The organism is Aquaspirillum soli (assembly GCF_054781915.1).
The window spans coordinates 51,248-75,871 of record NZ_BAAGTM010000004.1 but is presented as its reverse complement, the minus strand read 5'-3'; the positions used below and the strand labels follow the sequence as shown (position 1 = coordinate 75,871).

The following is a 24,624-nucleotide window of genomic DNA, read 5'->3' as shown; positions in this document are numbered from 1 at the left end:
CTAGCACCATTCGTACGGTGCCGTCACCCCAAAGGGGCGACGCACCACAAACCCATATTTTTCAAGCAAAAAGTGGGCACAAAAACAGTGCCCACGCTACTAGCTAACCAAGTTTTAGTTTTACTGCTTTTGTAATATTACTATTAGCAGCCAACACTGCTCTTACATCATAGTTAGAATCCTCACAAAGTTTTAATTGTACTGCTTCTGTAAGATTATGGTTACTAGCCAGTGCTTTTCTGACACCATTACTACGATCATTACAAAGTTTTAATTGGACAGTTTCTCTAAGAGTATGATTAGCAGCCAGTGATTTTCTTACATCCTTGCTATAATCCTCACAAAGTTTCAGTTGTACTGCCTCTGTAATGTTAGCATTAGCAGCCAACGCTTCTCTTACATCATAGTCAGAATCCTCACAAAGTTTTAGTTGTACTGCTTCTGTAATATCACTATTAGCAGCCAACGCTGTTTTTACCTCATAGTTAGAATCCTCACAAAGTTTCAGTTGTACTACCTCTGTAATATTAGTATTAGCAGCCAACGCTTTTCTTACCTCATATCCGGAATCCTGAAAAAGTTTTATTTGTACTGCTTCTGTAATACTACTATTAGCAGCCAACGCTTTTTTCACATAAGTAATATCTTGAGAAAGCTTTAAATGGATCAAATCTGATAAATAATTTTGTTTCGCAGCAAAAACCCGTACAATATAATCTTTATCTTCAGCCAATTTCAGTAACAAAGGCTCAAAATTACAACTCTCAATTAAAAGACGCTTATATTCTCTGTTCAATTTTAGACCATCATACTTAGCCAACAATAACTCTAGCGGCACATTTTGATGAACACAAGCCAGCCCTAGCAAATCCGCATCAAAGTTTTTCTCATTTTCTTTGATGTTAATTCGTATTGTAAGTAATCGCTCAGAACAATTCGGGTTTTTGTAAACAGCAGCACACACATCATGCTCAAAATCAAACGCCAATTTCTCTAATAGATCCTCAGGACAGTCTGGATTCTCAGCCACTTCTTTACGCCGCAGCGGATTGGGATCGTCTGCCAATTTAATCATTTCCGCCACGCTCAAACCATCCGCCACCGATGCCGGTTTTAACTTCAATTTTTCAAACAACTCTTCATACTTCCCTACTTGATCGCGCAAAGTTTCACGCAACGGGACAGTTTTTTGAATTGCTGATTTCAAATGATGAAAATTTAATGGTACATCATCAAGGAATGCCGATTCTCTTGCCTCGTTGACCGAGTTTTGAATATCTGCCCCAGCATAATCACGAGACAAGGCAATCAATTCCGAACGTTGTGCTGGCTGTAAATCAACCCCGCTGCCTTTTAAGTGAATATCAAAAATTTTACCGCGCTCGGTTGCATTCGGAAAACCGACATAAAACACTTCATCAAAACGACCTTTACGCAACAGCTCTGGAGGTAAGGCAGTGATATTATTCGCCGTTGCAATCACAAATACTGCACCGGTTTTTTCCTGCATCCAAGTTAAGAAATAACCAAATAAGCGCGATGAAACCTCAGAACCATTGTTACTATTCATCCCAACAAAAGCCTTTTCTAATTCATCAATCCATAAAATACACGGACTAATCGATTCGGCCATTGTCAGTGCGCGGCGCATATTGTGTTCACTTTCACCAACATATTTACCCAACAATGAACCAATATCTAAACGCAACAGCGGCAGCTGAAACAAACCTGCGGTGGCTTTCGCGGTTAGCGATTTACCACACCCAGGCATCCCAGCAATCAAAACCCCTTTTGGTGCTGGAATATTTGCTTGTTTTGCTTCTTCAAGCCGATGAAAAATGTGTGCGCGGCGACCAAGCCAACGGGTCAGATTTTCTAATCCGCCGACATCTACCTTATCCACCTTAATCATCTCTAACACACCACTTTTAGCAATGATTTGTTCTTTTTCGTGTTGAATCATTACCAGTGCTGCATCATCAATTTCGGTTTTTTCTTGCCGCACCATAGCCAACGCCGAACGAATTTCCTCAGCGCTCAATCCACCACATGCCGCCTGTAACCGCTGTTCTTTTTGTGGAGGAACGGATAACTCAAGCTGTTGGCAAATCTCTTTAATCCATCCAGCAATGTCTTCGCCTTGAGGTAATGGCAACGTTAATAACGTCACTTGAGACTCAACCGCAGAAGGGATATAAACCGTTTCCGACACCAACACCACCGCCGCCTTACCACGATGATGGCGTTGAATTCGATTGAGTAATTGTTTTAACCGCGCTACCGCTAACGGTTGACTTTCTAGTGCACTACACGCATCTTTAATAATCAATAATTTGTTATCTAAATCATCATCAAGCAATGTTGGTAAGCTTTGCGCTAAGTTGATTTCTGGCTCTTGATCGAAACAAGGCTGTTTATTTGAAAAATGAACCCAGCCATAACCATGATTCCACTCTTTTGGATGCAAATTTAATTCTGCTGCAACTTGCTCCAACATCACATCAACTCGCGCTTCCTCGCCAGAATGAATAAACAAACCAGGATAACCCGCTTTCAAATGCGATTTAATTTTATTTTGAAGCTCCAATAAACTCATCATGATCCTGACCCTTATTTAAAATAAAGATTTAATTTTTTTCCAAGCCTCTTTACCTGCTTTAACGGTTGCTTTACCGACTTGTTTGACGGTTTTCTTTACTTTTTGAGCCGTGTCAATTGCTTTTTTTGCTATTGCTTTACCGGCTATATACACGGCTTCGCCGACTTCACTACCAGCAATTCCCCCCGCCACACCGCCAACAAAACCACCAACAGCAGTACCAACCGGCCCAAGTACAGCCCCAACCGCCGCCCCCAACGAGGCGCCCTTAGTTGCCATCATCAATGCACCAACTGCTGTGGTCGTGGTGTGGCCGAGGGTATCGAGTGCTTCATCTTGAGAAAGCTCACCCTTGCCTAATTTGTAGAGCGTTTTAGCGTTTTGCAGCCCAATGCAAGCAATGTTGGCAAGCAGGCCAGCCGGTGTACCGCGCAATGCTGCACCCAACCAGCCATTTTTCACCGCCACCACCACCCCACCAGACACCGCAATTTGGACCGAGGTATGCTTGGTTGAACGTAATGTGCTTTGAAAAAACTCTCTAAGGTCTTTATCAACAGACGGGTTTTTACGGCCATTGAGGAAATTCCAGGCACGACGGGCCAAGATGCGTGTGCCTTGCAAGCCAGCGGTGATACATGCACTGATTAAGGCTTGTTTGCCAATTTGTTTGGTGATTTCTAAGCGATTGGTGTCCGACCAATCGTATTGACGCGCTTCTTGTTCTTGTTGGGCTTTTTCTTGCAGTGCCTTGGCTTCTTCTTTCGACAAAGGCTGAGACTTCACTCCATCAATCTCAATCACTTCGGCACTGTTAGCAATCTGTTCGCTGTGGCCTTCTGGTACCAGCGGCTGTTGATCGCCATAATCGCCTCGTTCTAATAGCTTGGCGGTATCGCTTGGGGTTGCCCCATACTTGGATTGGTATTGAGCAACAACGTTACCATCCGCATCGACAATCTGAATATCAACTGAATTCAAATCACGCGAGTTGACCAATTCAGCACGGTATGGGCTGCCTTTTGTCGCAGCATCGATGTTAAAGGTGTCAACATGGTGTTGCTCAGCAATGAAACCATCCAAATTTGGGTTCATGCTAATCGCACCCGTTTGGGTGGTGATGATCCGTTGTGCGTTGGTGTTAGCCTCGCTTAATGCCTGATCAATTTGGCTGGCGTACTGCCCGACATTCACCGCCCCCGTAGCCGCTGCACCTTTTTCAATTTCTTTAGCCAACCACGATGCACTGCTGCGACCTTGATCTAGGCAACGCTGATGCGATTCTTTTTGCTCATTAAAAACGCCGACCGACTGGATAATATCGCGTGTTGTGGCCAAGATTTCTTCTTCACTTTCCCACAACGAGGGATATTTGCGAAACTCATCACTTAGCCATTGCTCAAGCGGCTTTTCACCTCGGTTTTGGCATGAAGCCACAAATGAAGCAATCACCTCGGCAGTCTTGTGCATATTCTCCTTGTTCTCAAACAAGGCATGTTCCAGCTGTGTCGCTTGCGCTTCAGCAACTTGATTGAGCAACGCTTCGTCATTGTGGCGAGGATCGGAGACATCGTGGGCGGTTGAGTGAGTCATGGCAAATTCCTCTATGGCTACGGTGATGGCTATTCTAACCAAACGCTGCGACAGGTGATGTCGTTTGCGAAACCTACCTTTAAAAAGACTGGTATTTGCATAGAACGCCTGTTTTTAGAACAAACAAAAACGCCAGCACGATGGCTGGCGTTTAGGTGAATTATTCGGGAAGGGTTAGACAGATGTGGCGTCGGCTTCTTTCAGAATGACGTATAACTGATCTTTCAGATGCAGTTTTTCCTTCTTCAAGTTTTCGATTTCCACAGGTGAACCGGGTTCGATGCGGGCTTCCATGTTTTTAATCCGCTGATCCAGTTCGTTATGCTTGTCGAACAAACGGGTAAAGTGAGCGTCTTCGGTTTTCAAACGGGTAATCAGTTCGCGGTATTCGGGAAACATAGGCGCTGCTTTCCAAAAAATGCACAGACCTGTGCACTGTTTTGTTCCTGTCCCGAGCACCTTATTGCCCAATGACAGGCATCACATTCCCAACTGCCACAGGGCCCCTCCCTGTCACAGCGCCGCCGTTACCGGACGGACTTGCCACGGGTAGCGCAGTTTTGGTTGCGAGCCTAGAGCAGTGCAGCGATGCACTGCTTTGAAGCCATCTTACGCCACAGATTCTATCGGCATCAAGCCTTATTCCGACAAAAACTTAACTATTGTTAAACAAACGCACAATACTGGAAAAATCGAGGCCGCCATGACCTAAACCGCTGTGCAAGGCATATAACTGCCGTGCCTGTGCACCGAGGGGAATGGCTTGTTTGGCACTGATCGCCGCCTCTTCCGCCAAGCCCAAATCTTTCAACATCAAGTCAGTCCCAAAGCCACCACTATATTCACGGCTGGCAGGAACGTTGTCCATCACCCCAGGCCACGGGTTATACAACTCGGTTGCCCAATTACGGCCCGAACTCTTAGCGATAATGTCAGATAACACTTTAGGATCTAGACCATTCGCCACCCCCAACGCCAACGCTTCAGACGTGCCAGCCATCAAAATCCCCAACAACATATTGTTGCAGATTTTTGCCACTTGGCCCGCGCCACTGTCGCCAGCATGGAAAATGTTTTTCCCCATTTTTTCTAACACAGGGCGAGCTTGTTCCAAAGCCTCGGTGCTGCCACCGACGATAAAGGTCAATGTCCCCGCTGCCGCACCACCAACGCCACCAGAAACCGGTGCGTCAATCATGGTAAAGCCACGCGCTTGCGCTGCGGCTGCCACTTTACGGGCGGCATCGGCAGCGATGGTGCTGCAATCGATCAACAACGCGCCAGCCGGTGCATGGTCTAACACACCACCTTCGTTCAGATAGACCGCCTCGACATGCTTACCCGCCGGCAACATGGTAATCACCACCTCGGCCTGTTGTGCGGCGGCAGAGGCAGAATCGGCAGCTGTTGCGCCAGCTTCGGTCAAGCGCGCAACAGCACTGGCTGACAAGTCAAACACCGTGACGGCAAAACCGCCTTTTAACAAATTGAGCGCCATTGGGCCGCCCATATTCCCCAAACCGATAAACGCAATCCGTTGTGCCATGATGAATCTCCTCTCGATGCTTTTTTTATCAATAACCTAGGCTTTGCAACAACACGCCATACCCGCTAAAGGATGCTCTTCTGCCGACCACGGCGAAGCAAAATGTGCTGCAACGTGTTCAGCACTCACCTCGGCTAGGGTGGCAGGGCTCCATTTCGGCGTATTGTCTTTATCAATCAACAACGCACGCACCCCTTCACGGAAATCCGGATGGGCGCAACATTGCACCGATAGCGTGAGTTCCATTTGGAACGCCTCGGCCAAACTCAGATGGCGCGCACGATGGGCAATGGCCCATGACAAAGCAGCAGAGGTAGGTGAGCCGGCAGCCAAACTCTTTGCCGCACGCTTCATCCAGTCATCATCATGCTGATGAGCCAAAATCTGTTCCACCACTTCGGCTAAGGTATCGCCGTCGGTGAGCTGTTGAATCAGATCAAAATGTTTGCGGACAGGTGAGGCAGGTTTTAATGGCTCGGCACGAGCAGAAAACTCGCGCAGCAATTTGGACAATTTGCCGTGGTTCTCTTCGGCAACTTCGCTCCATTCAACATCCGTCAAACGCGCAGCCAACGCCAATTTATCTTCAGCACAAACAAAGAAATCCGCCAAATTGACCACTAAAGCATCATGGGCGTTTAATGGGGCGGCGGTCAGTGCCAAGAACAACCCCACGCGGCCCGGCATCCGATTCAGGAACCAGCTGCCGCCGACATCGGGATAGAGACCAATGGTAATTTCTGGCATGGCAATGCGTGATGATTCGGTCACCACGCGATGACTGGCGCCCGCCATCAAGCCCAATCCCCCCCCCATCACAATTCCACTACCCCATAACAGAATCGGTTTTTGGTAGGTATGAATCAGATAATCGAGACAATATTCTTCGGTGAAATAGGTCGTGGCGAAGGGGTTCGGTACGGTATCGCCACCCTCAACCAACGCCGTCCGCAATTTGCGAACATCACCGCCGGCGCAAAACGCTTTTTCACCAGCCCCTTGCAAGACCACCACTGCCAGCTCAGGATCTTGTGCCCATTCGCGCAGCCGGTTGTCTAACAAGCGGATCATATCGAGCGTCAGGGCATTGAGTGACTTTTCGCTATTTAAGGTAGCAAAACCAATTTTGCGACCATTGGCACTGCGCTGTTCAGCAAAAATAACGGCATCTGTATTTTCTATCACGGCTGTCTCCTTCATAGTGTCAGGCATTCTTCCACTGTGGAGCGCGTTTTTCCAGAAATGCGTTGACGCCCTCTTTTTGGTCTGCGGTATCAAACAAATCGACAAACCATTCCCGTTCTAATGGCAAACCCTCTGCCAACGGTTTATGCCGAGCCACTTGTACCAACCGTTTACACACCGCCACCGAAGTAGGACTTTGTTTTGCCACCCCTTGCGCCAAGGCCAAAGCTGTATTTAACGCTTCGCCTTTGGCAACCACCTGTTCGACCAAACCGATTTTCTCAGCGGTGGCAGCATTCACTCGCTCGCCACATAAAATCATCCGTTTTGCCCAGCCTTCACCGATCAACCACGGTAAATTCTGTGTCCCACCGGCACATGGCAGCAAACCGACAGTGGCTTCAGGCAATGCCATTTGCGACTGTTCTTCCGCAATCCGAATATCACATGCCAAGGCCACCTCTAAACCGCCCCCCATGGCATAGCCATTGATGGCAGCAATACTGACACCGCGATAATTCGATAACGCCTCAAAAGCACGACCAAATAAGCGCGCCATCTCGCGCGCGACCGCCTTATCACCCTCGGCAAACAATTTCAAATCAGCCCCAGCGGAGAAGAATTTTTCGCCTTCGCCCGTCAACACCAAAGCATAAATGTCACGATTTTGGTTCAAATCAGCAATCAGGGTTTCCAACGCCAACAAACTATCGCGATTCCACGTGTTGGCAGGCGGGTTTTGGATAGTGACAACCGCAGTGTGGTCACGGAATTCAACAGCTAAATGGGCATAGGTTTTCATCAGCGTAATCTCTCCAAAGCACCTTCTTGTAAGGCGGCGCGTGCCACAATCACACGCATGATTTCATTGGTTCCTTCCAGAATTTGATGCACACGGTTATCGCGTACATGACGTTCTAGCGGATATTCTTTGATATAACCGTAACCACCGTGCAGTTGTAAGGCATCGTTCGCGACCTTAAAACCAATATCAGTGGCAAATCGTTTTGCCATCGCACAATAGGTGGTGGCATCGGGACTGCGATTGTCGAGTTTCCACGCTGCCAAACGCACCATCTGACGGGCAGCGACCAACTCGGTCAACATATCAGCCAACTTAAATTGCAGGGCTTGAAACTCAGCCAACGGCCGGCCAAATTGTTGCCGCTCATGCAAATAGGCTTGGGCACGATTGAGTGCCGCTTGCGCGGTGCCAATCGAACAGGTAGCGATATTGATGCGGCCACCATCAAGCCCTTTCATCGCAATGGCAAACCCTTCACCCTCGGCCCCCAAACGATACGCAGCAGGAATCGCCACATTGTCAAAGGTAATAGCGCGGGTGGGTTGGCTGTTCCAGCCCATTTTGTGTTCTTTTTTACCGTATTGAATCCCCGGCAAATTGGCCGGAACTAAAAAGGCAGAGATCCCTTTTGGCCCAGCACCTCCAGTACGCGCCATCACCACTAGGGCATCCGTCGAACCGGCACCAGAGATAAACATTTTGGAACCGTTTAAGAGGTAGTGATCGCCATCCCGTTCAGCGCGGGTTTTTAACGAAGCTGCGTCCGAACCGGCTCCCGGCTCGGTCAAACAATAACTGCCCCACAGCGCACCAGATGCCAGTTTTGGCACCCACTCCGCCGCCACATCAGGTTCGGCAAACGTCGCAATCATCCACGTCATCATATTGTGGATGGTGATATATGCCGTGGTTGAGGTACAACCGGCGGCCAATTCTTCAAACACAATTGCCGCATCTAGGCGCGACAAACCCAAACCACCATATTGTTCGGGAATATACAACCCACAAAAACCCAAATCCCCCGCTTTACGCAGCGTTTCAAGCGAAAAGGTTTCTTCGGCATCCCATTGCGCCGCAAACGGGGCAAGTTCATGTTGGGCAAAGTCGCGTGCGCTTTCTTGAAAAGCACGCTGATCGTCATTTAAGGCAAAATCCATGACATCCTCGCTATAGGGGTTAACCTGCTTCGGCAATATCAGGCCGATCGGTGACCCGCATCAGGGTTTGCAAACCGACCGCGCAGTCTTTACGGCGGCCTTGTTTTTCTACCCACACATCCATTTCACAGACGGTCAAGGTCCGCCCAGGTTTTTTCACCCGCCCTTCGGCAAACAAACATTCACCGTCAGCAGGCGCAATTAAATTCAATTTAAACTCAACGGTTAACACCGAGTCGGTGGGGCCAAATAGGGTAAATCCGGCATAACCACCTGCCGAATCCGCAATCGTGGCCGTAACCCCGCCATGAAAAAAACCATGTTGTTGCGACAATTCGGGTTTGAATGGCAAAGCGATTAACACCCGACCAGCTTCAACTTCACGCATTTCTGCGCCTAATAAATGCATAATGGCCTGCCGCTGGAAGCTATTGCGGGTGCGTTCGGCAAAATTTGGATCGCTGACATGCAACATCACACAGTCCTTTCTCAACAGCAGGCAACACCCACCCACACAGAGACAACACTGTCTCTGCGTGGACAGACATTTGATACAAATTACTTGAGGCTAATGGTGGTGTTGACTTTATTACCCATCGAAGCAGGGTCATCAAACCAGCGGGTGGTGACAGTTTTGGTTTGGGTATAGAACGCAACCACCTGTTTACCGTATGGGCCGAGGTCGCCAAGCTTAGAAGCACGCGAGCCGGTGAAGCTAAAGATCGGCACTGGTACCGGAATCGGCACGTTAATCCCCACTTGGCCAACATCGATGTCTTCTTGGAATTTACGCGCTGCGGCACCGGATTGGGTGAAGATGGCCGTACCATTGCCGTTTGGATTGGCGTTAATCATCTCAATCGCCTCATCCAAGTTATCCGCCGACATCAACGACAATACCGGGCCAAAAATTTCTTGGTCATAGATTGCCATGCCGGGTTTGACTTCGCTGAAAATGGTTGGGCCCACAAAGTTACCGTTGGGATAACCTTCGACCGTCACTTCGCGACCATCCAGCTCTAATTTGGCGCCTTGCTCAACGCCCTTGGCAATTAAGCCCGTCACCCGTTCACGCGCCGCGCAAGAAATCAGCGGGCCAACATCGGGGTTATCTTGACCGGCACCCACGCGCAAGCTCTTGGCTTTGGCCACCAAGTCAGGAATCCAACTTTGTGCCTCACCGACCATAATCACCACCGGCAAGGCCATGCAGCGTTGACCCGCAGCACCAAACGCGGCACCAGCCAATTGGTTGAGGGTTTGTTCTTTATTGGCATCAGGCAACACAATGGCGTGGTTTTTCGCCCCCATCATGCACTGCACCCGCTTACCGTTCAGGCTGGCACGGTTGTAAACATGGGTGCCCACTTTGGTCGAGCCGACAAACGAAATCGCTTTGATATCGGGATGGTCACAGATGGCATTCACCACATCTGCCCCACCATGCACCACATTCAGCACCCCAGCCGGCACCCCAGCTTCTAATGCCAGCTTGACCAATTTCATCGTCACCAAGGGATCTTGCTCGGAAGGTTTGAGCAAGAAGGTGTTGCCGGTGGCAATCGCCATCGGGAACATCCACAGAGGAATCATCGCTGGGAAGTTGAAGGGGGTAATCCCTGCACACACACCCAAAGGCTGTAACACGGTGTAGGTATCCACCCCGCTGGCAACGTTTTCTGCAAACTCACCGAGCTGCAAATTACCAATGCTGGCAGCGTGCTCTACCACTTCTAAACCACGGAACACATCACCCTCGGCATCCGCCAAGGTTTTGCCTTGTTCAGCTGTCAACGTGGCAGCCAAGTCTTTCATATTTTCGCGAATCAGCTGTTGCAGCTTCAGGAAAATACGGGCGCGTGTCCCGATTGGGGTTTTACGCCATGTTTTGAAAGCCGCTTTACCCGCAGCCACCGCCGCATCGACTTCCTCGGCAGTGGTCAACGGCACCCGTGCTAACACTTCTTGTGTCGCAGGGTTGATCACTGGCAACCACTGTTGGGTTTTGGAGTCAACAAACTCACCATTGATTAACAGCTTAACCGTCGGTGCCTCGCCGTTAGCAGCAGGCGTAAACAGCAAGGAATCATTTGCTACGCTCATCAGATGCTCCAATAGAAATAGGGCTATTCAAACTTACGAATGTCATCAATCACTTTGCCATCACGGGCAAGGCTTTGAGGGGGGCACAGTTGCACTTCACCGCGCAATTTGGTGATGTCGCGCATGGTGTCAGCAACCGCTTGTTGTAATGTCGGTGAGGATTCGGTGGTTTCGATTTGCAGCGTCATCACATCAAAATCGTCTGCTCGATCCACCACTAAACGGGCATGTTGAATTTCTGGGTGTCGTTTCACAATGGCGTGAATTTGTTCTGGATGCACAAACATGCCTTTAATTTTGGCCGTTTGGTCAGCGCGCCCCATCCATCCTTTGATCACACGGTTGGTACGACCACATGGGCTAGCATCCGGATGGAAAGCCGATAAATCACCAGTCGCAAACCGAATCAGTGGATAATCCCGATTAAAGCTGGTCACCACCACTTCGCCGACTTCACCTTCAGCAACCCACTCACCTGAACCCGGTTTGACCAGTTCAACGATGATATTTTCATCGAGCACCATCCCCGCCCCCGGGGTGGTTTCATACGCAATCAGGCCCAAATCGGCGGTGGCATAACACTGGCGCACCGTAATACCACGGTCGGTAAACCACTGCCGCAAGCTACCGGGTAGAGCCTCGCCGGTGACCACCGCTTTGGTCAATTTCGGCAAACTCACCCCCAATTCATCTGCTTTTTCCAAGATGATTTTGAGGAAAGACGGGGTACCGGTGTAGGCTGTGGCGCCTAAGTCACGCATTGCGGCCACTTGTAACTCCGTTTGCCCCACCCCACCCGGAAACACCGCACATCCCAAAGCCCGTGCACCGGAATCCAACATAAAACCGCCCGGGGTGAAGTGATAGGAAAAGCAGTTGTGCACAATATCACCCGCCACAAAACCGGCGGCAGCCAAAGCGCGGCTCATACGCCAAAAGTCTTCGGTTGTGCCCTGTGGTTCGTTAATTGGCCCCGGTGAAGCAAACAAACGCGCCGCCTGTCCTGCAGCAAGCGCCGCATAGCCACCAAACGGCGGTTGCTGTTTTTGCTCGTTGATCAGGGCCGATTTACGGGTAATCGGTAAAGAAGCCAGTGCTGCAAGGCTATTGATCGACGTTGCCTCAACATCAGCCAATAAGCGACCGTAGGCAGGGGCAAACTGTTTCGCATGAGCGATAAACGCAGGTAAGGCGTGTTCCCATGCGGCCACCCGTTCTGCATGTGGCCGGCGTTCTTGAGGATCCGGATACATCATGTCCATCCTCTCAATTAAGCCAACCAACGCTTACGGCGGCGGTAGTGTTTGACTTCGCGGAAGCTCTTACGACCTTCTTTTGCCAAGCCAAGATAGAATTCTTTCACGTCCTCGTTATCAGCCAACTCTTTCGCTGGCCCATCCATCACCACTCGACCATTTTCAATGATGTAACCATAGTCAGAGTAACGCAGCGCAATCATGGTGTTTTGCTCGGCCAACAAGAAACTGACTTTTTCTTTTTGGTTGAGCTCTTTCACAATCTCGAAAATCTCTTCCACGATTTGCGGTGCCAAACCCATCGAAGGCTCATCCAACAAAATCATGGTAGGACGCGCCATCATCGCCCGACCGACCGCCACCATTTGCTGTTCACCACCAGAGGTATAACCGGCTTGTGAATTGCGACGGGTTTTCAGGCGAGGGAAGTAGTGATAAATCCGCTCTAAATCGTTTTTCAATTCGGCACGGCTAATCGAACGGGTATATGCCCCAGTCAACAGGTTTTCTTCTACGGTTAAGTGGCCAAAACAATGACGGCCTTCCATCACCTGAATCACACCACGCTTCACCAAACCATCTGGTGTCATGGCATCCACCCGTTCACCGCGAAACTCAATCGAGCCTTTTGTCACATCACCGCGTTCGGCACGCAACAAATTAGAAATCGCTTTTAGAGTGGTGGTTTTCCCCGCGCCGTTGGCACCCATCAGGGCAACGATATTGCCCTCATGCACATCAAGGGAAACCCCCTTCAGCGCCAAAATCACGTGGTTGTAAATCACTTCAATATTATTGATTGACAGCAAATAAGGGCTGCCATTTTTTTGTTCGGTATGGGTCGTTGCAGTCATGGCCTCTCCCGATGCAGGTGAACCGACCCCGGGCAACGGGGTCGGGAAGCTCAGCGATTATTGTTCTTTCGAGCAATCGCGTGGTTTGATGTTTTTCTCTTGCGCGTATTTAGTCGCAGAGGCCTTGATCAGTGGATCGAGCACCGCATTGTCTGGGGCAATCCAGTTGGAAACCGGTTTCCAAGCCTTGCCATCCCACTGCATAAAGCGGGTATAACCAGAGCCTTCGTGGTTAGCGCACGAGGTTTTCACGGCTGGAATCATGTTCGCCACGCCCAAGGTTTTCAGGCGATCTTGCGACAGGTTCAGGTTCTCCAGACCCCAGCGCACTTCATCACCATTCAACGCTTTCTTGCCGAATTTGCCCTGTGCCACACGGATGGCTTCCACCATCATGATGCCGCCGACAATGCCACGGTTGTAGTTAACCGTACCAATCGCGGTTTTGTCAGACAGGTTGCCTTTGCCAGCACCGTAAACGGTTTTCTCAATCTCTTGAATCAGAGGGAAGTTCTTACCGTCAGCGGCGAAAGCCCCTGCGATATAGCCTTTTGCTGCTTCACCAGCTGGCACCACATCCTCTTCCGAGCCACCCCACCACACTGCAACAATCTTGTCGCGAGGGTAGCCAACCTTAGCCGCTGCCTTGATCGCGGCAGGGGTCATCACACCCCAAGAACGCAAAATCACAAAATCAGGTTTCTGACGACGTACTTCCAACCATTGCGACTGTTGCTCTGTTCCTGGTGCGGGCACTTCGACGTTGACCAGCTCAAAACCATGCTTTTTCGCCATTGCGTCGAGCACGGGCAAGGTTTCCTTACCGTAGGCCGAGCCGTGGTAGAGGTTAACGATCTTCTTGCCTTTCAATTTATCCATGCCACCTAAGCGTTGGCCGATAAATTGAATTTTGGCGGTGGCTTGGCTCCAGTAGGAGGTCACCAGTGGGAACACATAGGGGAACACTGAACCATCTTTGGCATCAGCACGACCAAAGCCAATGGTCATCAGCGGGATTTTGTCAGCTGCAGCGCGGTCCATCGTGGCATAAGTAATCCCGGTCGACATGAAGTTAAATGCTGAGGCCCCTGCTTCGCCTTTTTTCTTCAGACGCTCGTAGCATTCCACGCCACGGTCGTTTTTGTATTCGGTTTCACACTCTTCGTAGGTCAGTTTCACCCCACCCACGCCACCTTCTTTCATGTTGACGTAGTTGATGTAGTCAATCATGCCGCCGTAGTACTTCGCCCCGCCGGAAGCGTAAGGGCCGACACGATAGCTTGGGATTGGGATGAACTGTTCTGCTGCCAAGGCAGTTCCTGCTGCCATCAGACCTGCAACCGCAAACGTGAGCGATTTGAGCGCAAAGTGTTTCATGAGTTTTTCCTCCAGTTTGTGCTTTTGTGCATCTAGGTTATGAAACAGGGGTGAATCAGTGCGGGAACGGCCACAACCGCAGTTTTTCTTTAGTAATCTGCCACATCTTAGCCAGACCCAAAGGTTCGACGATCAAGAAGAAGATAATCAGACCGCCAAAAATCATCATTTCCAAGTTCGACAAGAACTGTGTACTCACAATGCCATGCAACAGTTGGCCCAACAGGTTCAACACGATTGGCAGCAACACAATAAATGCCGCACCCAAGAAAGAACCCAGAATCGAACCGACACCGCCGATGATAATCATGAACAGAATTTGGAAAGAACGGTGTAAGTCAAACGCTTGTGCATCCACTGTGCCCAGCAGGATGAAAGCATACAGTGCACCGGCAATCCCGAAGTAGAAAGAACTGATCGCAAAAGCCAACAGCTTGGTTTTCAGAATCGGAATCCCAATCACCTCAGCCGCCACGTCCATATCGCGCACCGCCATCCATGCACGACCAGTCGAGCTACGCACCAGATTTTTTGCTGCCAAGGCCAATACCACTACCACCGCAAGAGTAAACAGGTATTTGCTCACTGGGGTATCCAAAGCAATCCCGAATACTTCTAAAGGTGGTGAAGAAATCACACCGGAAGCGGAATGGTTGGTAAACCAGCTGAATTTGGTTAACACCCATTCGACAAAGAATTGTGCGGCTAAGGTTGCAGCTGCGAGATAGAACCCTTTAATCCGCAGTGAAGGCAAACCGAACAAAATCCCCACCGCAGCGGCACACAGCCCCCCTAACACCAAGGCCAACAACAACGGCATACCGGGTACACGAACCAAGAAGTTGTAGGTGGCAAACGCGCCTACCGCCATAAAGGCCGCCGACCCCAGCGACAGCAAACCGGCATAACCCGTCAGGATGTTGAGACCCAATGCCGCCAAGGACAACACGAGGAAGGGAATTAAAATTCCCGACAACATGTATTCCGAAGCAAACATCGGTACTACAAAGGCAGCCAAGGCAAGCAGGGCAAAGATAAACATGCGATCTTGCTTAATCGGGAAGATCACCGAATCGTTTTGATAGCTGGTCTTAAACTGACCAGATTCGCGGTAAATCATGGGTAAATTCCTCAGTGCGTATCGTTAAACGGAGACAGTCAGCACACGCTAGACGCGCTCGATATGTCTTTCACCAAACAGACCTTCTGGACGCACCATCAAGAACACCAGCGCCAACACATAAGCAAACCAGTTCTCGATACCGCCCGACAGATAAGGCCCCAGATACACCTCGGCCAATTTTTCACCTGCACCCACGATCAAACCACCGACAATCGCCCCGGGTACCGAAGTAAAGCCGCCCAAAATCAACACTGGCAACGCTTTCAACACCACCAAGGTCAGGGCAAATTGCACCCCTAAGCGCGAACCCCACAGCAAACCCGCGACCAAGGCAACAAAACCAGCCACCGCCCACACAATCGCCCAAATATGTTGCAGCGGAATCCCCACCGACAGCGCAGCTTGGTGGTCATCAGCCACCGCCCGTAAAGCGCGGCCCAGTTTGGTTTTCTGGAAGAACAAGGCCAACACTGCAACCAAGGTTCCCGAGATACCAGCAGCAAACAAGTCAAACGAGGAGATAAACACACCCCCCACTTCAAACGGCTCGTCGGTAATCCCTAATTCCAAACCGTGAACTTCGGTGCCCCACACCATCTGTGCCAAGCCTTCGATAAAGAAGGACAAACCGATGGTTGCCATAAACAGCGAGATCGGGGGTTGGTTGACAAGACGCCGCAGCACAATCTTTTCAATCCCAATCCCCATTAACACCATCACACCGAGGGTGATAATGAGTGCGGCCCAAAATGGCAGGCCCATGTTTTGAAAGCCCACAAAGGTCAGCGCGGCAAACAACACCAACGCCCCCTGTGCAAAGTTAAACACGCCCGAGGCTTTGTAAATCAGCACAAAACCCAACGCCACCAACGAGTACATCACGCCGGCTAATAAGCCACCGACCAGTACCTCAAGAAAAAACTGAAATTCCATTTCGCTTTCCTTCCTTCTGTACCGACAATCAGTGCGATGTGCCGAGATAGGCAGCAATCACAGCAGGGTTTTGGCGAACTTCTTCTGGGATGCCGTCACCAATTTTTTTGCCGTAATCCAACACCACCACGCGGTCAGAAATATCCATCACCACGCCCATATCGTGTTCAATCAACACAATCGTGGTCCCAAATTCATCGTTCACATCGAGAATAAACCGGCACATATCCTGTTTTTCCTCAACGTTCATCCCTGCCATTGGCTCATCCAGCAATAACAGTGTCGGTTCTGCCGCTAACGCACGGCCAAGCTCAACCCGTTTTTGCAAACCATACGGCAGGCGTCCGACTGGGGTTTTACGAACGTGCTGGATTTCCAGAAAGTCGATGATTTCTTCGACGACTTTGCGATTCTTGATTTCTTCGCGCTGTGTGCGGCCCCAATACCACGCTTGTTGCAGGAAATTGGTGTGCATTTTCAAGTTGCGGCCGGTCATGATGTTGTCGAGCACACTCATGCCCTTGAACAACGCGATGTTTTGGAAGGTACGCGCAATGCCTTGTTTCGCCGCCAGATGTGGTTCCATCTTGTCGCGGGTACGGCCTTTGTAGGTCACTTTGCCTTCTTGAGGGTGATAGACCCCATTGATAACGTTCAACATCGACGATTTACCCGCCCCGTTGGGGCCGATAATCGACAACACTTCATGTTCACGTACTTCTAAACTGATGTTGGTCAGCGCCTTGACCCCACCAAAAGACATCGAGATGTTTTCTGCTTTGAGAATCACATCACCGATCTTGCGATTTGGATTCATCTCGCCTCTCCCTTAAGCTGCAGATTGCGCAATGCGCGGATAGCGTTTGGCCTCGGCAATCTTGAGGTCTGCACGCACCATACCGACTCGACCATCTTCAAACTTCACCTGAGTTTCAATCAGGCAATGGTTGACGTCTGCATACAGCGCATCAATCAAGACACCATATTTATCCGCAATAAAACGCCGCCGCACTTTACGAGTCCGGGTCAGTTCACCATCATCCGCATCCAATTCTTTATGCAAAATCAGGAAGCGTTTGATTTGTGAATTGCCCAAGCGAGGATCTGCTGCCAAATCGGCATTCACTTTTTCGACACATTCACGAATCAGCTCATACACCGCATCTTGTCCGGCTAAGTCGGTATAACCGGTGTAAGCCAAGCCGCGTTTTTCTGCCCAACTGCCCACCGCCGACAGGTCGATGTTGATAAAGGCACATGCGTGTTCACGTTTGTCACCAAACGCCACCACTTCTTTGATGTAGGGGAAGAATTTGAGTTTGTTTTCGATGTATTTCGGTGCAAACATCGAACCATCGATAAATTTACCCACGTCTTTGGCGCGGTCGATGATTTTCAGGTGTCCATCATCATCAAAGAACCCTGCATCACCCGTGAGCACCCAACCATCTGGGGTCATGGTTTCTGCTGTTGCATCAGGACGATTCCAATAGCTGTGGAATACCCCCGGCCCTTTAAAGATCACTTCGCCGTTGTCATCAATCTTGACTTCAACCCCCGGCACGGGTGTCCCCACGGTATCGGGTTTCACCTGACCGTTTGGCTGGACACACACCATCACATAGGCTTCGGTCGAACCATAAAGCTGTTTGATGTTGATGTTTAAAGCACGATAAAAGTCGAACAGTTCTGGGCCAATCGCTTCACCGGCGGTGTAAGCCAATTTAATCCGCGAAAAACCCAAGACATTTTTAATTGGGCCGTAGACCAAGAAATTGCCGAGTTGATAGCCCAGCCAGTCCATAAATGGCACCGGCTGTTTATCCACAATTTTCACACCGACTTTTTTGGCGTGATCCATGAAATAGTTGAACATCCAGCGTTTAATTGGGCTGGCATCTTCCATCCGAATCGTCACTTGGGTGAGCAAGTTTTCATACACACGCGGCGGAGCAAAGTAGTAGGTTGGCCCAATCTCGCGCATGTCGGTCATCACGGTTTCAGACGACTCAGGGCAAGACACGCAGAAACCGGCCACCATCGACTGTGCATAAGAGAACAAGTTATCACCCACCCACGCCATCGGCAGATAGGCCAAGACTTCCTCTTGATCGGTCAGGCCTTCCATCTGCACGCTGTTACGAGCCGTGATAATCATGCTGTTGTAAGTATGGGCCACCCCTTTTGGGTTACCCGTGGTACCCGAGGTGTAGAGCATGATGGCGAGGTCTTCACCTTTACCACCATCAACTTGGCCTTGGAAAAACTCAGGATGTTCGTCGTGATAAATCCGACCCGAGCCCAAGACTTCGGCGCAAGCATGCAAGAAAGGTTGGTTGTAATGACGCATCCCGCGTGGATCGTCATACACCACATGTTCAAGATTTGGCAGGCGGTCGTGGATTTCTAACAGTTTATCAACCTGTTCTTGGTCTTCCACAACAGCCAATTTCACCCCAGCATCTTGCAACACAAAGACCATTTCTTCCGCTACCGAATCTTGATACATCGGTAATGGAATTGCACCCAAACACTGCGCAGCGGCAATCGTCCAATATAGACGGGGGCGGTTGTCCCCAATAATTGCCACCCGATCACCGCGAGCCAAACCTAGGGCAGCAAAACCGCAAGCCAACGCTTGCACCTCGGCGGCAATTTCGCGCCAAGTCCATGTTTGCCAAATCCCTAGGTCTTTCTCTCGCATCGCGGGACGATCACCGCGCACGCGGGCGTGTTCTTGCAACAGCTTGGGAAAGGTATCTGTGCTGTGCCGTGCTTGGGCTGCTGCACCGATGTTTTCCGGTTTCGCCATCGTTGTTGTCTCCATCCTCATTTGTCCTGTGATACCGATTTTTCGGTTACCGTCTCTTGCGGCTTTTTCTAACGTTGACGTTAACGTCAACTTGTTTTGACACAGTAAATCCGATTTATGCGCTCATGACAACTTATTTTTATGCTGCGCCGCAAAAAATCGTGGGTTCTCACTGGTCATAACGATAAAAACCTTGGCCCGATTTACGGCCCAAATGCCCTGCTGCCACTTTCTGAACCAACAGCGGACAAGCGCGATACTTACTGTCACGGAACTCGTGATACAACACATCCATAATCGCCAAGCAGGTATCTAAACCAATCAAATCTGCCAAGGCCAATGGGCCAATCGGATGGTTCATGCCGAGCTTCATCACCGTATCAATTGCCTCGGGCGTGGCAATGCCTTCATAGAGGCAAAACACCGCCTCGTTAATCATCGGCATCAACACTCGGTTGGAAACAAAACCCGGCGCATCGTTAACCGACACAGGCGTTTTGCCCAAGCGTTCCGCCAACGCCACAGTGGCAGCGTGGGTAGCATCGTCGGTTTGTAAAGCACGAATAATTTCAACCAGTTGCATCACCGGCACCGGATTCATAAAGTGCATACCGATGGCGCGTTGCGGCTGGCTGACCTGTGCCGCTAAGACGGTGAGCGAGATGGAAGAAGTATTCGAGGCAATAATCGCCTCGGGCCGTACCAAAGCCGATAGCTGACGCAAAATATCAATCTTGATTTCTAGGTGTTCAGTGGCGGCTTCAATCGCAATGTCCACCGCCGCCAAATCAGCCATCTCATTGCTAAACACAATCCGACTTAACACCGCGTCTGGGTCGCTCAGTTGCCCTTTTTTCACCAAACGCGCCAAGCTATTGGCAATCGTCGCTTGCGCTTTTTCTAATGCCTTACTGCTGACATCGGTTAGCACCACCGACAACCCCGCCATGGCACAAACTTGGGCAATCCCATTCCCCATCTGTCCAGCGCCCACCACACCGACACTTTGAATTTCCATCGCGTTAGCCCTTTTCAGTAAATTGTTTGACAAACCACAACTACGTTACTATAACGTTTACGTTAACGTCAACATGCAGCATCAAATCTGCCGATGTAAACAATGGTCTTACCACGCGATGTTTTTTGTCATTTCCTGCAATTTTCTCCCTCACCTTCGGGGTGATGAGTAAAATTAGCGACTTTTGCGACCTGCTATCATGATTCACGGTAAAGAAAAGACTTTCACCATCAGCGAGCTGGCGCGCGAGTTTGATGTCACCACCCGAACCATCCGCCACTATGAAGAACAAGGCCTATTGGCACCAGAACGGCGCGGACAACATCGGATTTATTCTCGTCGCGACCGCATCCGCCTTTTGCTGACGCTGCGCGGCAAGCGGATTGGCCTTACATTACAAGAAATCCGTGAACTGTTTCATCTCTATGATGCCACTAATGATGAAGAGCCCCAGTTGCTTGAATTCATGCGAATTTTGTCGCAACGTGAACGCTTGTTGTTGCAACAAATTGAAGACATCAAACTGGTGACTAAAGAAATTCGCAACCTAAAAGCACAATGCGAACGCCTGCTCGAAAAGCGTTGTGGCGGGCCGGGGTCGTCTAGCGAAGACAGCGAACCAGAACCCGATTTAGGGCTTGACGAGCTGTAAACTGCGTTTTACCGTTGCGGAAACACAACAGACCGACAGCAGCGGTCTTTTTTTCATCAGCAACTTTACGTTAACGTAAACGAAAAGATGCCTTACACAAAGACAAGGAAACATCATGAGCCAAGCAGATCCAATTGTGATTGTGAGTGCAGCGCGCACACCAATGGGCGGTTTTCAGGGCGATTTCAACAGCCTCACCGCCAGCCAACTCGGGGCAACCGCCATTGCTGCCGCCGTCGAGCGTGCCGGTATCAGCGGTGAGGATGTCCAAGAAGCGGTGATGGGATGTGTCTTGCCAGCCGGACAAGGCCAAGCCCCAGCACGGCAAGCAGTGTTAGGGGCCAAGCTACCGTTATCGGTCAACTGCACCACCATCAACAAAATGTGCGGTTCGGGGATGAAGGCCATCATGTTTGCCCACGACATGTTAGTCGCGGGTAGCAATCAAGTGATGATCGCTGGCGGCATGGAAAGCATGAGCCAAGCGCCCTATTTGTTGCCGAAGGCGCGTGGTGGTTTCCGTCTCGGTCACGGTGATATCAAAGACCATATGTTCTTAGATGGCCTAGAAGATGCCTACGACAAAGGCAAATTGATGGGTTGGTTTGCGGAAATTTGTGCAGAGAAATACGGCTTTAGCCGCGAAGCACAAGATGATTTTGCGGTACGTTCACTACAACGTGCCCAACATGCGATTCAAAGCGGCTTATTCAAAGCAGAAATTGCCCCCGTTACCGTCGCGGGTCGTAAAGGCGAGGTGTTGATCGAAAATGATGAACAACCACTCAAAGCCAATCTGGAAAAAATCCCTACCTTAAAACCGGCCTTCAAAAAAGACGGCACCGTCACCCCAGCCAACTCCAGCTCAATCTCTGACGGCGCAGCCGCCGTAGTGATGATGAAACTGAGCGAAGCAGAAAAACGCGGCCTGAAACCGATTGCAAAAATTGTCGGTCACAGCACCCATGCCCACGAACCAGCATGGTTCAGCACCGCGCCGGTCGATGCAATGCGTAAATTGCTCAATCAAATCGGCTGGAGCACTGACGATGTCGATTTATACGAAATCAATGAAGCCTTTGCCGTGGTTACGATGGCAGCGATGCACGACTTAGCTTTGCCAGCAGACAAAGTGAATGTACGCGGTGGCGCATGTGCCCTCGGTCATCCGATCGGGGCCTCCGGTGCTCGCATTGTGGTGACATTGTTGGCGGCCTTGCAGCAAACCGGCGGCAAACGCGGCATCGCCAGTTTGTGCATCGGCGGTGGTGAAGCCACTGCACTGGCAGTCGAATTACTGTGATTGATGTTCCCACTGCCACCGCAGTGGGGCTTACGTTTTCAACAGGAGGCAGACATGCTGCTGTCGAGTGAACATCGGATGTTGCAAGACACCTTGCGCGATTTTGCCGAGCAAGAACTCAAACCTCATGCCGCACAATGGGCACAAAACCACACATTCCCCGCCGAGGCTTTGCGTAAATTAGGCGAGTTGGGGTTATTCGGTATTACGGTACCGACAGAATGGGGCGGTGCCGGTTTGGACACCCTCGCGGCGGCAGTGGCGCTCGAGGAAATTGCCGCTGGAGATGGGTCGGTCTCAACCATTATTTCTGTAACCAACTCAGTCGGGTGTGGCCCGATTGAACGCTTTGGCAATGATTGGCAAAAAGAGCAATTCTTACGGCGCATGGCGAGTGGAGAATGGCTTGGCGCATTTTGTTTGACCGAGCCGCATGTGGGTTCGGATGCCTGCGCCATTCGTACCCGCGCTGTACGCGAGGGGGATGAATATGTCTTGAACGGTGCCAAACAGTTTATTACATCGGGAAAAAACGCCGATGTTGCAATTGTGATTGCCGTCACCGACCCCACCGCCGGCAAAAAAGGGATTTCCGCCTTTATTGTCCCCACGTCGACCTCGGGCTACATCGTGGCCAAAGTCGAAGAAAAAATGGGACAAGCCGCCAGCGATACCTGCGCCATCATGTTCGACAATTGCCGTATTCCAGCCAGTCATCGACTGGGGCAAGAAGGTGAGGGCTATAAAATTGCGTTGGCTAACCTAGAGTCGGGACGCATTGGCATTGCCGCACAAGCCTTGGGTATGGCACGCGCGGCGTTGGAATGTGCCGTGGCGTATGCCAAAGAGCGCGAAAGCTTCGGCCAAGTGATTTTTGACCACCAAGCTGTCGGTTTCCGCCTCGCCGATGCCGCCACCCAACTAGAAGCCGCCCGCCAATTGGTATGGCATGCCGCCAGTTTGAAAGATGCAGGTTTACCGTGTTTGAAAGAGGCTTCGATGGCCAAGCTGTTTGCCTCGGAGATGGCTGAACGGGTGTGCTCTGCCGCGCTACAAACCCTTGGCGGCTATGGCTATCTGAGTGATTATCCGATCGAACGGATTGCACGCGATGTACGGGTCACCCAGATTTATGAAGGCACCAGCGACATCCAAAAATTGGTGATTGCTCGTGCCTTAGCCCAAGGCTAGGTTTGCTGCATCCGTTGTGCCCGTGCCATACGGCGGGCCTCTTGCTCCATTTCCATCAAAATGGTCTGCACATAGCGCAGGTGAGTATGACTCTCGGCCTGCGCTGTTTCCGGTTTACCGTCGATAATGGCGCGGAAAATCGCCGTATGTTGCGCCATAATTCGTTCGCGTGTGTCTCCGCGTAAATACAAGCCACCGATATTGGTAATCACATTGCGCTGTAACAAATCAAACAGCCCCTTCGTAGTATGAAATAACACCACATTGTGGCTAGCCTCGGCAATGGTCAGGTGAAACTGGGCATCTGCCGCGCCTTCACGCGCCAAATCTTGACTGTGATAAGCGGTTTCCAACTCCTCAAACCGCTCGATCAATAATGCCTTATCGACCTGATTCGCCCGTAATGCGGCATAGTAGGCACTGGCCCCTTCAATCGCCAAACGATATTCCAACAAATCACTGTGCACATCGGGATGCCGCTCTAATAAAGCCAGTAATGGATCGGAAAAAGCATGGCCGATGGTGTTTGCCACATAAGTCCCGCCCCCTTGTCGACTTAACAACAAGCCCCGAGCCACCAACTTTTGAATTGCCTCGCGTAACGAGGGCCGCGACACCCCAAAACGTGTGGCTAGTTCACGCTCTGGCGGTAATTTTTCGCCCGCCTTAAACCGCCCAGCCAAAATCATATTTTCTAGTTCTGTCATCACCTCGTCAGATAGGCGACGTGGTGTACGCATGGTTGTCATGCCCAGCTCCAAATTGGTCAGACCAAAAACAAGCCATCCAAGTGGCAAGGCGGTCTGACATACAGGTTATGAGAATCGCGGTGGATTCCAGTCAAAATTTAGCGAAATATCATAGCTAATCTACACAATTCTAACAGCAAAGCCAAACCGATTTTTTTACAAATGAAACAACGATTTAAATACAGTCAAGATAGCTTACCCTAACGTAAACAGCCGCAATGCTTCACTGCAACATGGATAAACATTGACAGCCAGTAAACGTTTCATATTCAATGCCACAGGCTGTTTTGTAAATTGGTCATACCAAAAAACAGTCTATCCCTCTCGGCAGAAACCCTGCCCCCCTTTTGATAAAAAGACACACTCCG

Annotated in this window: 21 protein-coding genes; 3 read left to right on the top strand and 18 right to left on the bottom strand. The window is 50.3% G+C overall.

Annotated features, from left to right (window positions below):
- Positions 1-103 precede the first annotated feature (103 nt).
- From ACYVJG_RS05690 to ACYVJG_RS05610, 17 genes are all read right to left on the bottom strand, one after another.
- Positions 104-2,599: an AAA family ATPase gene (locus ACYVJG_RS05690; RefSeq protein WP_460430196.1), complete on the bottom strand. Its 2,496-nt coding sequence runs from the start codon at positions 2,597-2,599 to the stop codon at positions 104-106.
- A gap of 15 nt (positions 2,600-2,614) precedes the next feature.
- A complete protein-coding gene (locus ACYVJG_RS05685; RefSeq protein ID WP_460430195.1) occupies positions 2,615-4,192 on the bottom strand; it encodes a hypothetical protein in 1,578 nt (525 codons plus the stop codon).
- Between the two features lie 174 nt (positions 4,193-4,366).
- Entirely contained in the window at positions 4,367-4,591 is a 225-nt protein-coding gene (locus tag ACYVJG_RS05680; RefSeq protein WP_460430194.1) for a YdcH family protein, read from the bottom strand.
- Positions 4,592-4,847: 256 nt separating this feature from the next.
- Positions 4,848-5,738: a 3-hydroxyisobutyrate dehydrogenase gene (gene mmsB, locus ACYVJG_RS05675; RefSeq protein WP_022652490.1), complete on the bottom strand. Its 891-nt coding sequence runs from the start codon at positions 5,736-5,738 to the stop codon at positions 4,848-4,850.
- Positions 5,739-5,774: 36 nt separating this feature from the next.
- A complete protein-coding gene (locus tag ACYVJG_RS05670; RefSeq protein WP_460430193.1) occupies positions 5,775-6,923 on the bottom strand; it encodes an enoyl-CoA hydratase/isomerase family protein in 1,149 nt (382 codons plus the stop codon).
- Between the two features lie 19 nt (positions 6,924-6,942).
- Positions 6,943-7,725: an enoyl-CoA hydratase gene (locus ACYVJG_RS05665; RefSeq protein WP_022652492.1), complete on the bottom strand. Its 783-nt coding sequence runs from the start codon at positions 7,723-7,725 to the stop codon at positions 6,943-6,945.
- Complete coding sequence (locus tag ACYVJG_RS05660; RefSeq protein ID WP_460430192.1) at positions 7,725-8,885, bottom strand: acyl-CoA dehydrogenase family protein; 1,161 nt, start codon at positions 8,883-8,885, stop codon at positions 7,725-7,727. Before ACYVJG_RS05660 ends, ACYVJG_RS05665 begins: the two co-directional genes overlap by 1 nt.
- A 19-nt stretch (positions 8,886-8,904) precedes the next feature.
- Positions 8,905-9,360 (bottom strand): PaaI family thioesterase, encoded by a 456-nt coding sequence (locus ACYVJG_RS05655; RefSeq protein WP_022652494.1) that lies wholly within the window; start codon positions 9,358-9,360, stop codon positions 8,905-8,907.
- A gap of 83 nt (positions 9,361-9,443) precedes the next feature.
- Positions 9,444-10,988, bottom strand: a complete 1,545-nt coding sequence (locus ACYVJG_RS05650; protein ID WP_022652495.1) for a CoA-acylating methylmalonate-semialdehyde dehydrogenase — start codon at positions 10,986-10,988, stop codon at positions 9,444-9,446.
- Between the two features lie 23 nt (positions 10,989-11,011).
- Positions 11,012-12,244 (bottom strand): phenylacetate--CoA ligase family protein, encoded by a 1,233-nt coding sequence (locus tag ACYVJG_RS05645; protein WP_460430191.1) that lies wholly within the window; start codon positions 12,242-12,244, stop codon positions 11,012-11,014.
- Positions 12,245-12,258: 14 nt separating this feature from the next.
- On the bottom strand, positions 12,259-13,098 hold the full coding sequence (locus ACYVJG_RS05640) for an ABC transporter ATP-binding protein (RefSeq protein ID WP_022652497.1): 840 nt from the start codon (positions 13,096-13,098) through the stop codon (positions 12,259-12,261).
- Between the two features lie 57 nt (positions 13,099-13,155).
- The gene (locus tag ACYVJG_RS05635) at positions 13,156-14,475 is read right to left on the bottom strand and encodes an ABC transporter substrate-binding protein (RefSeq protein ID WP_460430190.1); all 1,320 of its coding nucleotides are present in this window, start codon (positions 14,473-14,475) and stop codon (positions 13,156-13,158) included.
- 55 nt (positions 14,476-14,530) lie between these two features.
- Positions 14,531-15,595, bottom strand: a complete 1,065-nt coding sequence (locus ACYVJG_RS05630; RefSeq protein WP_460430189.1) for a branched-chain amino acid ABC transporter permease — start codon at positions 15,593-15,595, stop codon at positions 14,531-14,533.
- Between the two features lie 48 nt (positions 15,596-15,643).
- Positions 15,644-16,531: a branched-chain amino acid ABC transporter permease gene (locus tag ACYVJG_RS05625; RefSeq protein ID WP_022652500.1), complete on the bottom strand. Its 888-nt coding sequence runs from the start codon at positions 16,529-16,531 to the stop codon at positions 15,644-15,646.
- A gap of 28 nt (positions 16,532-16,559) precedes the next feature.
- Complete coding sequence (locus ACYVJG_RS05620) at positions 16,560-17,348, bottom strand: ABC transporter ATP-binding protein (RefSeq protein ID WP_022652501.1); 789 nt, start codon at positions 17,346-17,348, stop codon at positions 16,560-16,562.
- A 12-nt stretch (positions 17,349-17,360) separates the two neighbouring features.
- On the bottom strand, positions 17,361-19,343 hold the full coding sequence (locus ACYVJG_RS05615) for an AMP-dependent synthetase/ligase (protein WP_460430188.1): 1,983 nt from the start codon (positions 19,341-19,343) through the stop codon (positions 17,361-17,363).
- 169 nt (positions 19,344-19,512) lie between these two features.
- Positions 19,513-20,361: a 3-hydroxybutyryl-CoA dehydrogenase gene (locus tag ACYVJG_RS05610; protein ID WP_460430187.1), complete on the bottom strand. Its 849-nt coding sequence runs from the start codon at positions 20,359-20,361 to the stop codon at positions 19,513-19,515.
- A gap of 199 nt (positions 20,362-20,560) precedes the next feature.
- Between ACYVJG_RS05610 and ACYVJG_RS05605 the strand changes: the two genes are divergently transcribed.
- From ACYVJG_RS05605 to ACYVJG_RS05595, 3 genes are all read left to right on the top strand, one after another.
- Positions 20,561-21,013, top strand: a complete 453-nt coding sequence (locus tag ACYVJG_RS05605) for a MerR family transcriptional regulator (RefSeq protein ID WP_460430186.1) — start codon at positions 20,561-20,563, stop codon at positions 21,011-21,013.
- Positions 21,014-21,128: 115 nt separating this feature from the next.
- Positions 21,129-22,316 carry an acetyl-CoA C-acetyltransferase gene (locus ACYVJG_RS05600; RefSeq protein ID WP_460430185.1) on the top strand — a complete coding sequence of 396 codons (1,188 nt, stop codon included), beginning with the start codon at positions 21,129-21,131 and terminating at the stop codon, positions 22,314-22,316.
- Positions 22,317-22,370: 54 nt separating this feature from the next.
- Entirely contained in the window at positions 22,371-23,507 is a 1,137-nt protein-coding gene (locus ACYVJG_RS05595; RefSeq protein ID WP_460430184.1) for an acyl-CoA dehydrogenase family protein, read from the top strand.
- On the opposite strand, the gene ACYVJG_RS05590 is transcribed toward ACYVJG_RS05595, so the two are convergent.
- Entirely contained in the window at positions 23,504-24,256 is a 753-nt protein-coding gene (locus tag ACYVJG_RS05590) for a GntR family transcriptional regulator (RefSeq protein ID WP_460430183.1), read from the bottom strand. The two genes, ACYVJG_RS05595 and ACYVJG_RS05590, sit on opposite strands and share 4 nt — an antisense overlap.
- Positions 24,257-24,624 lie beyond the last annotated feature (368 nt).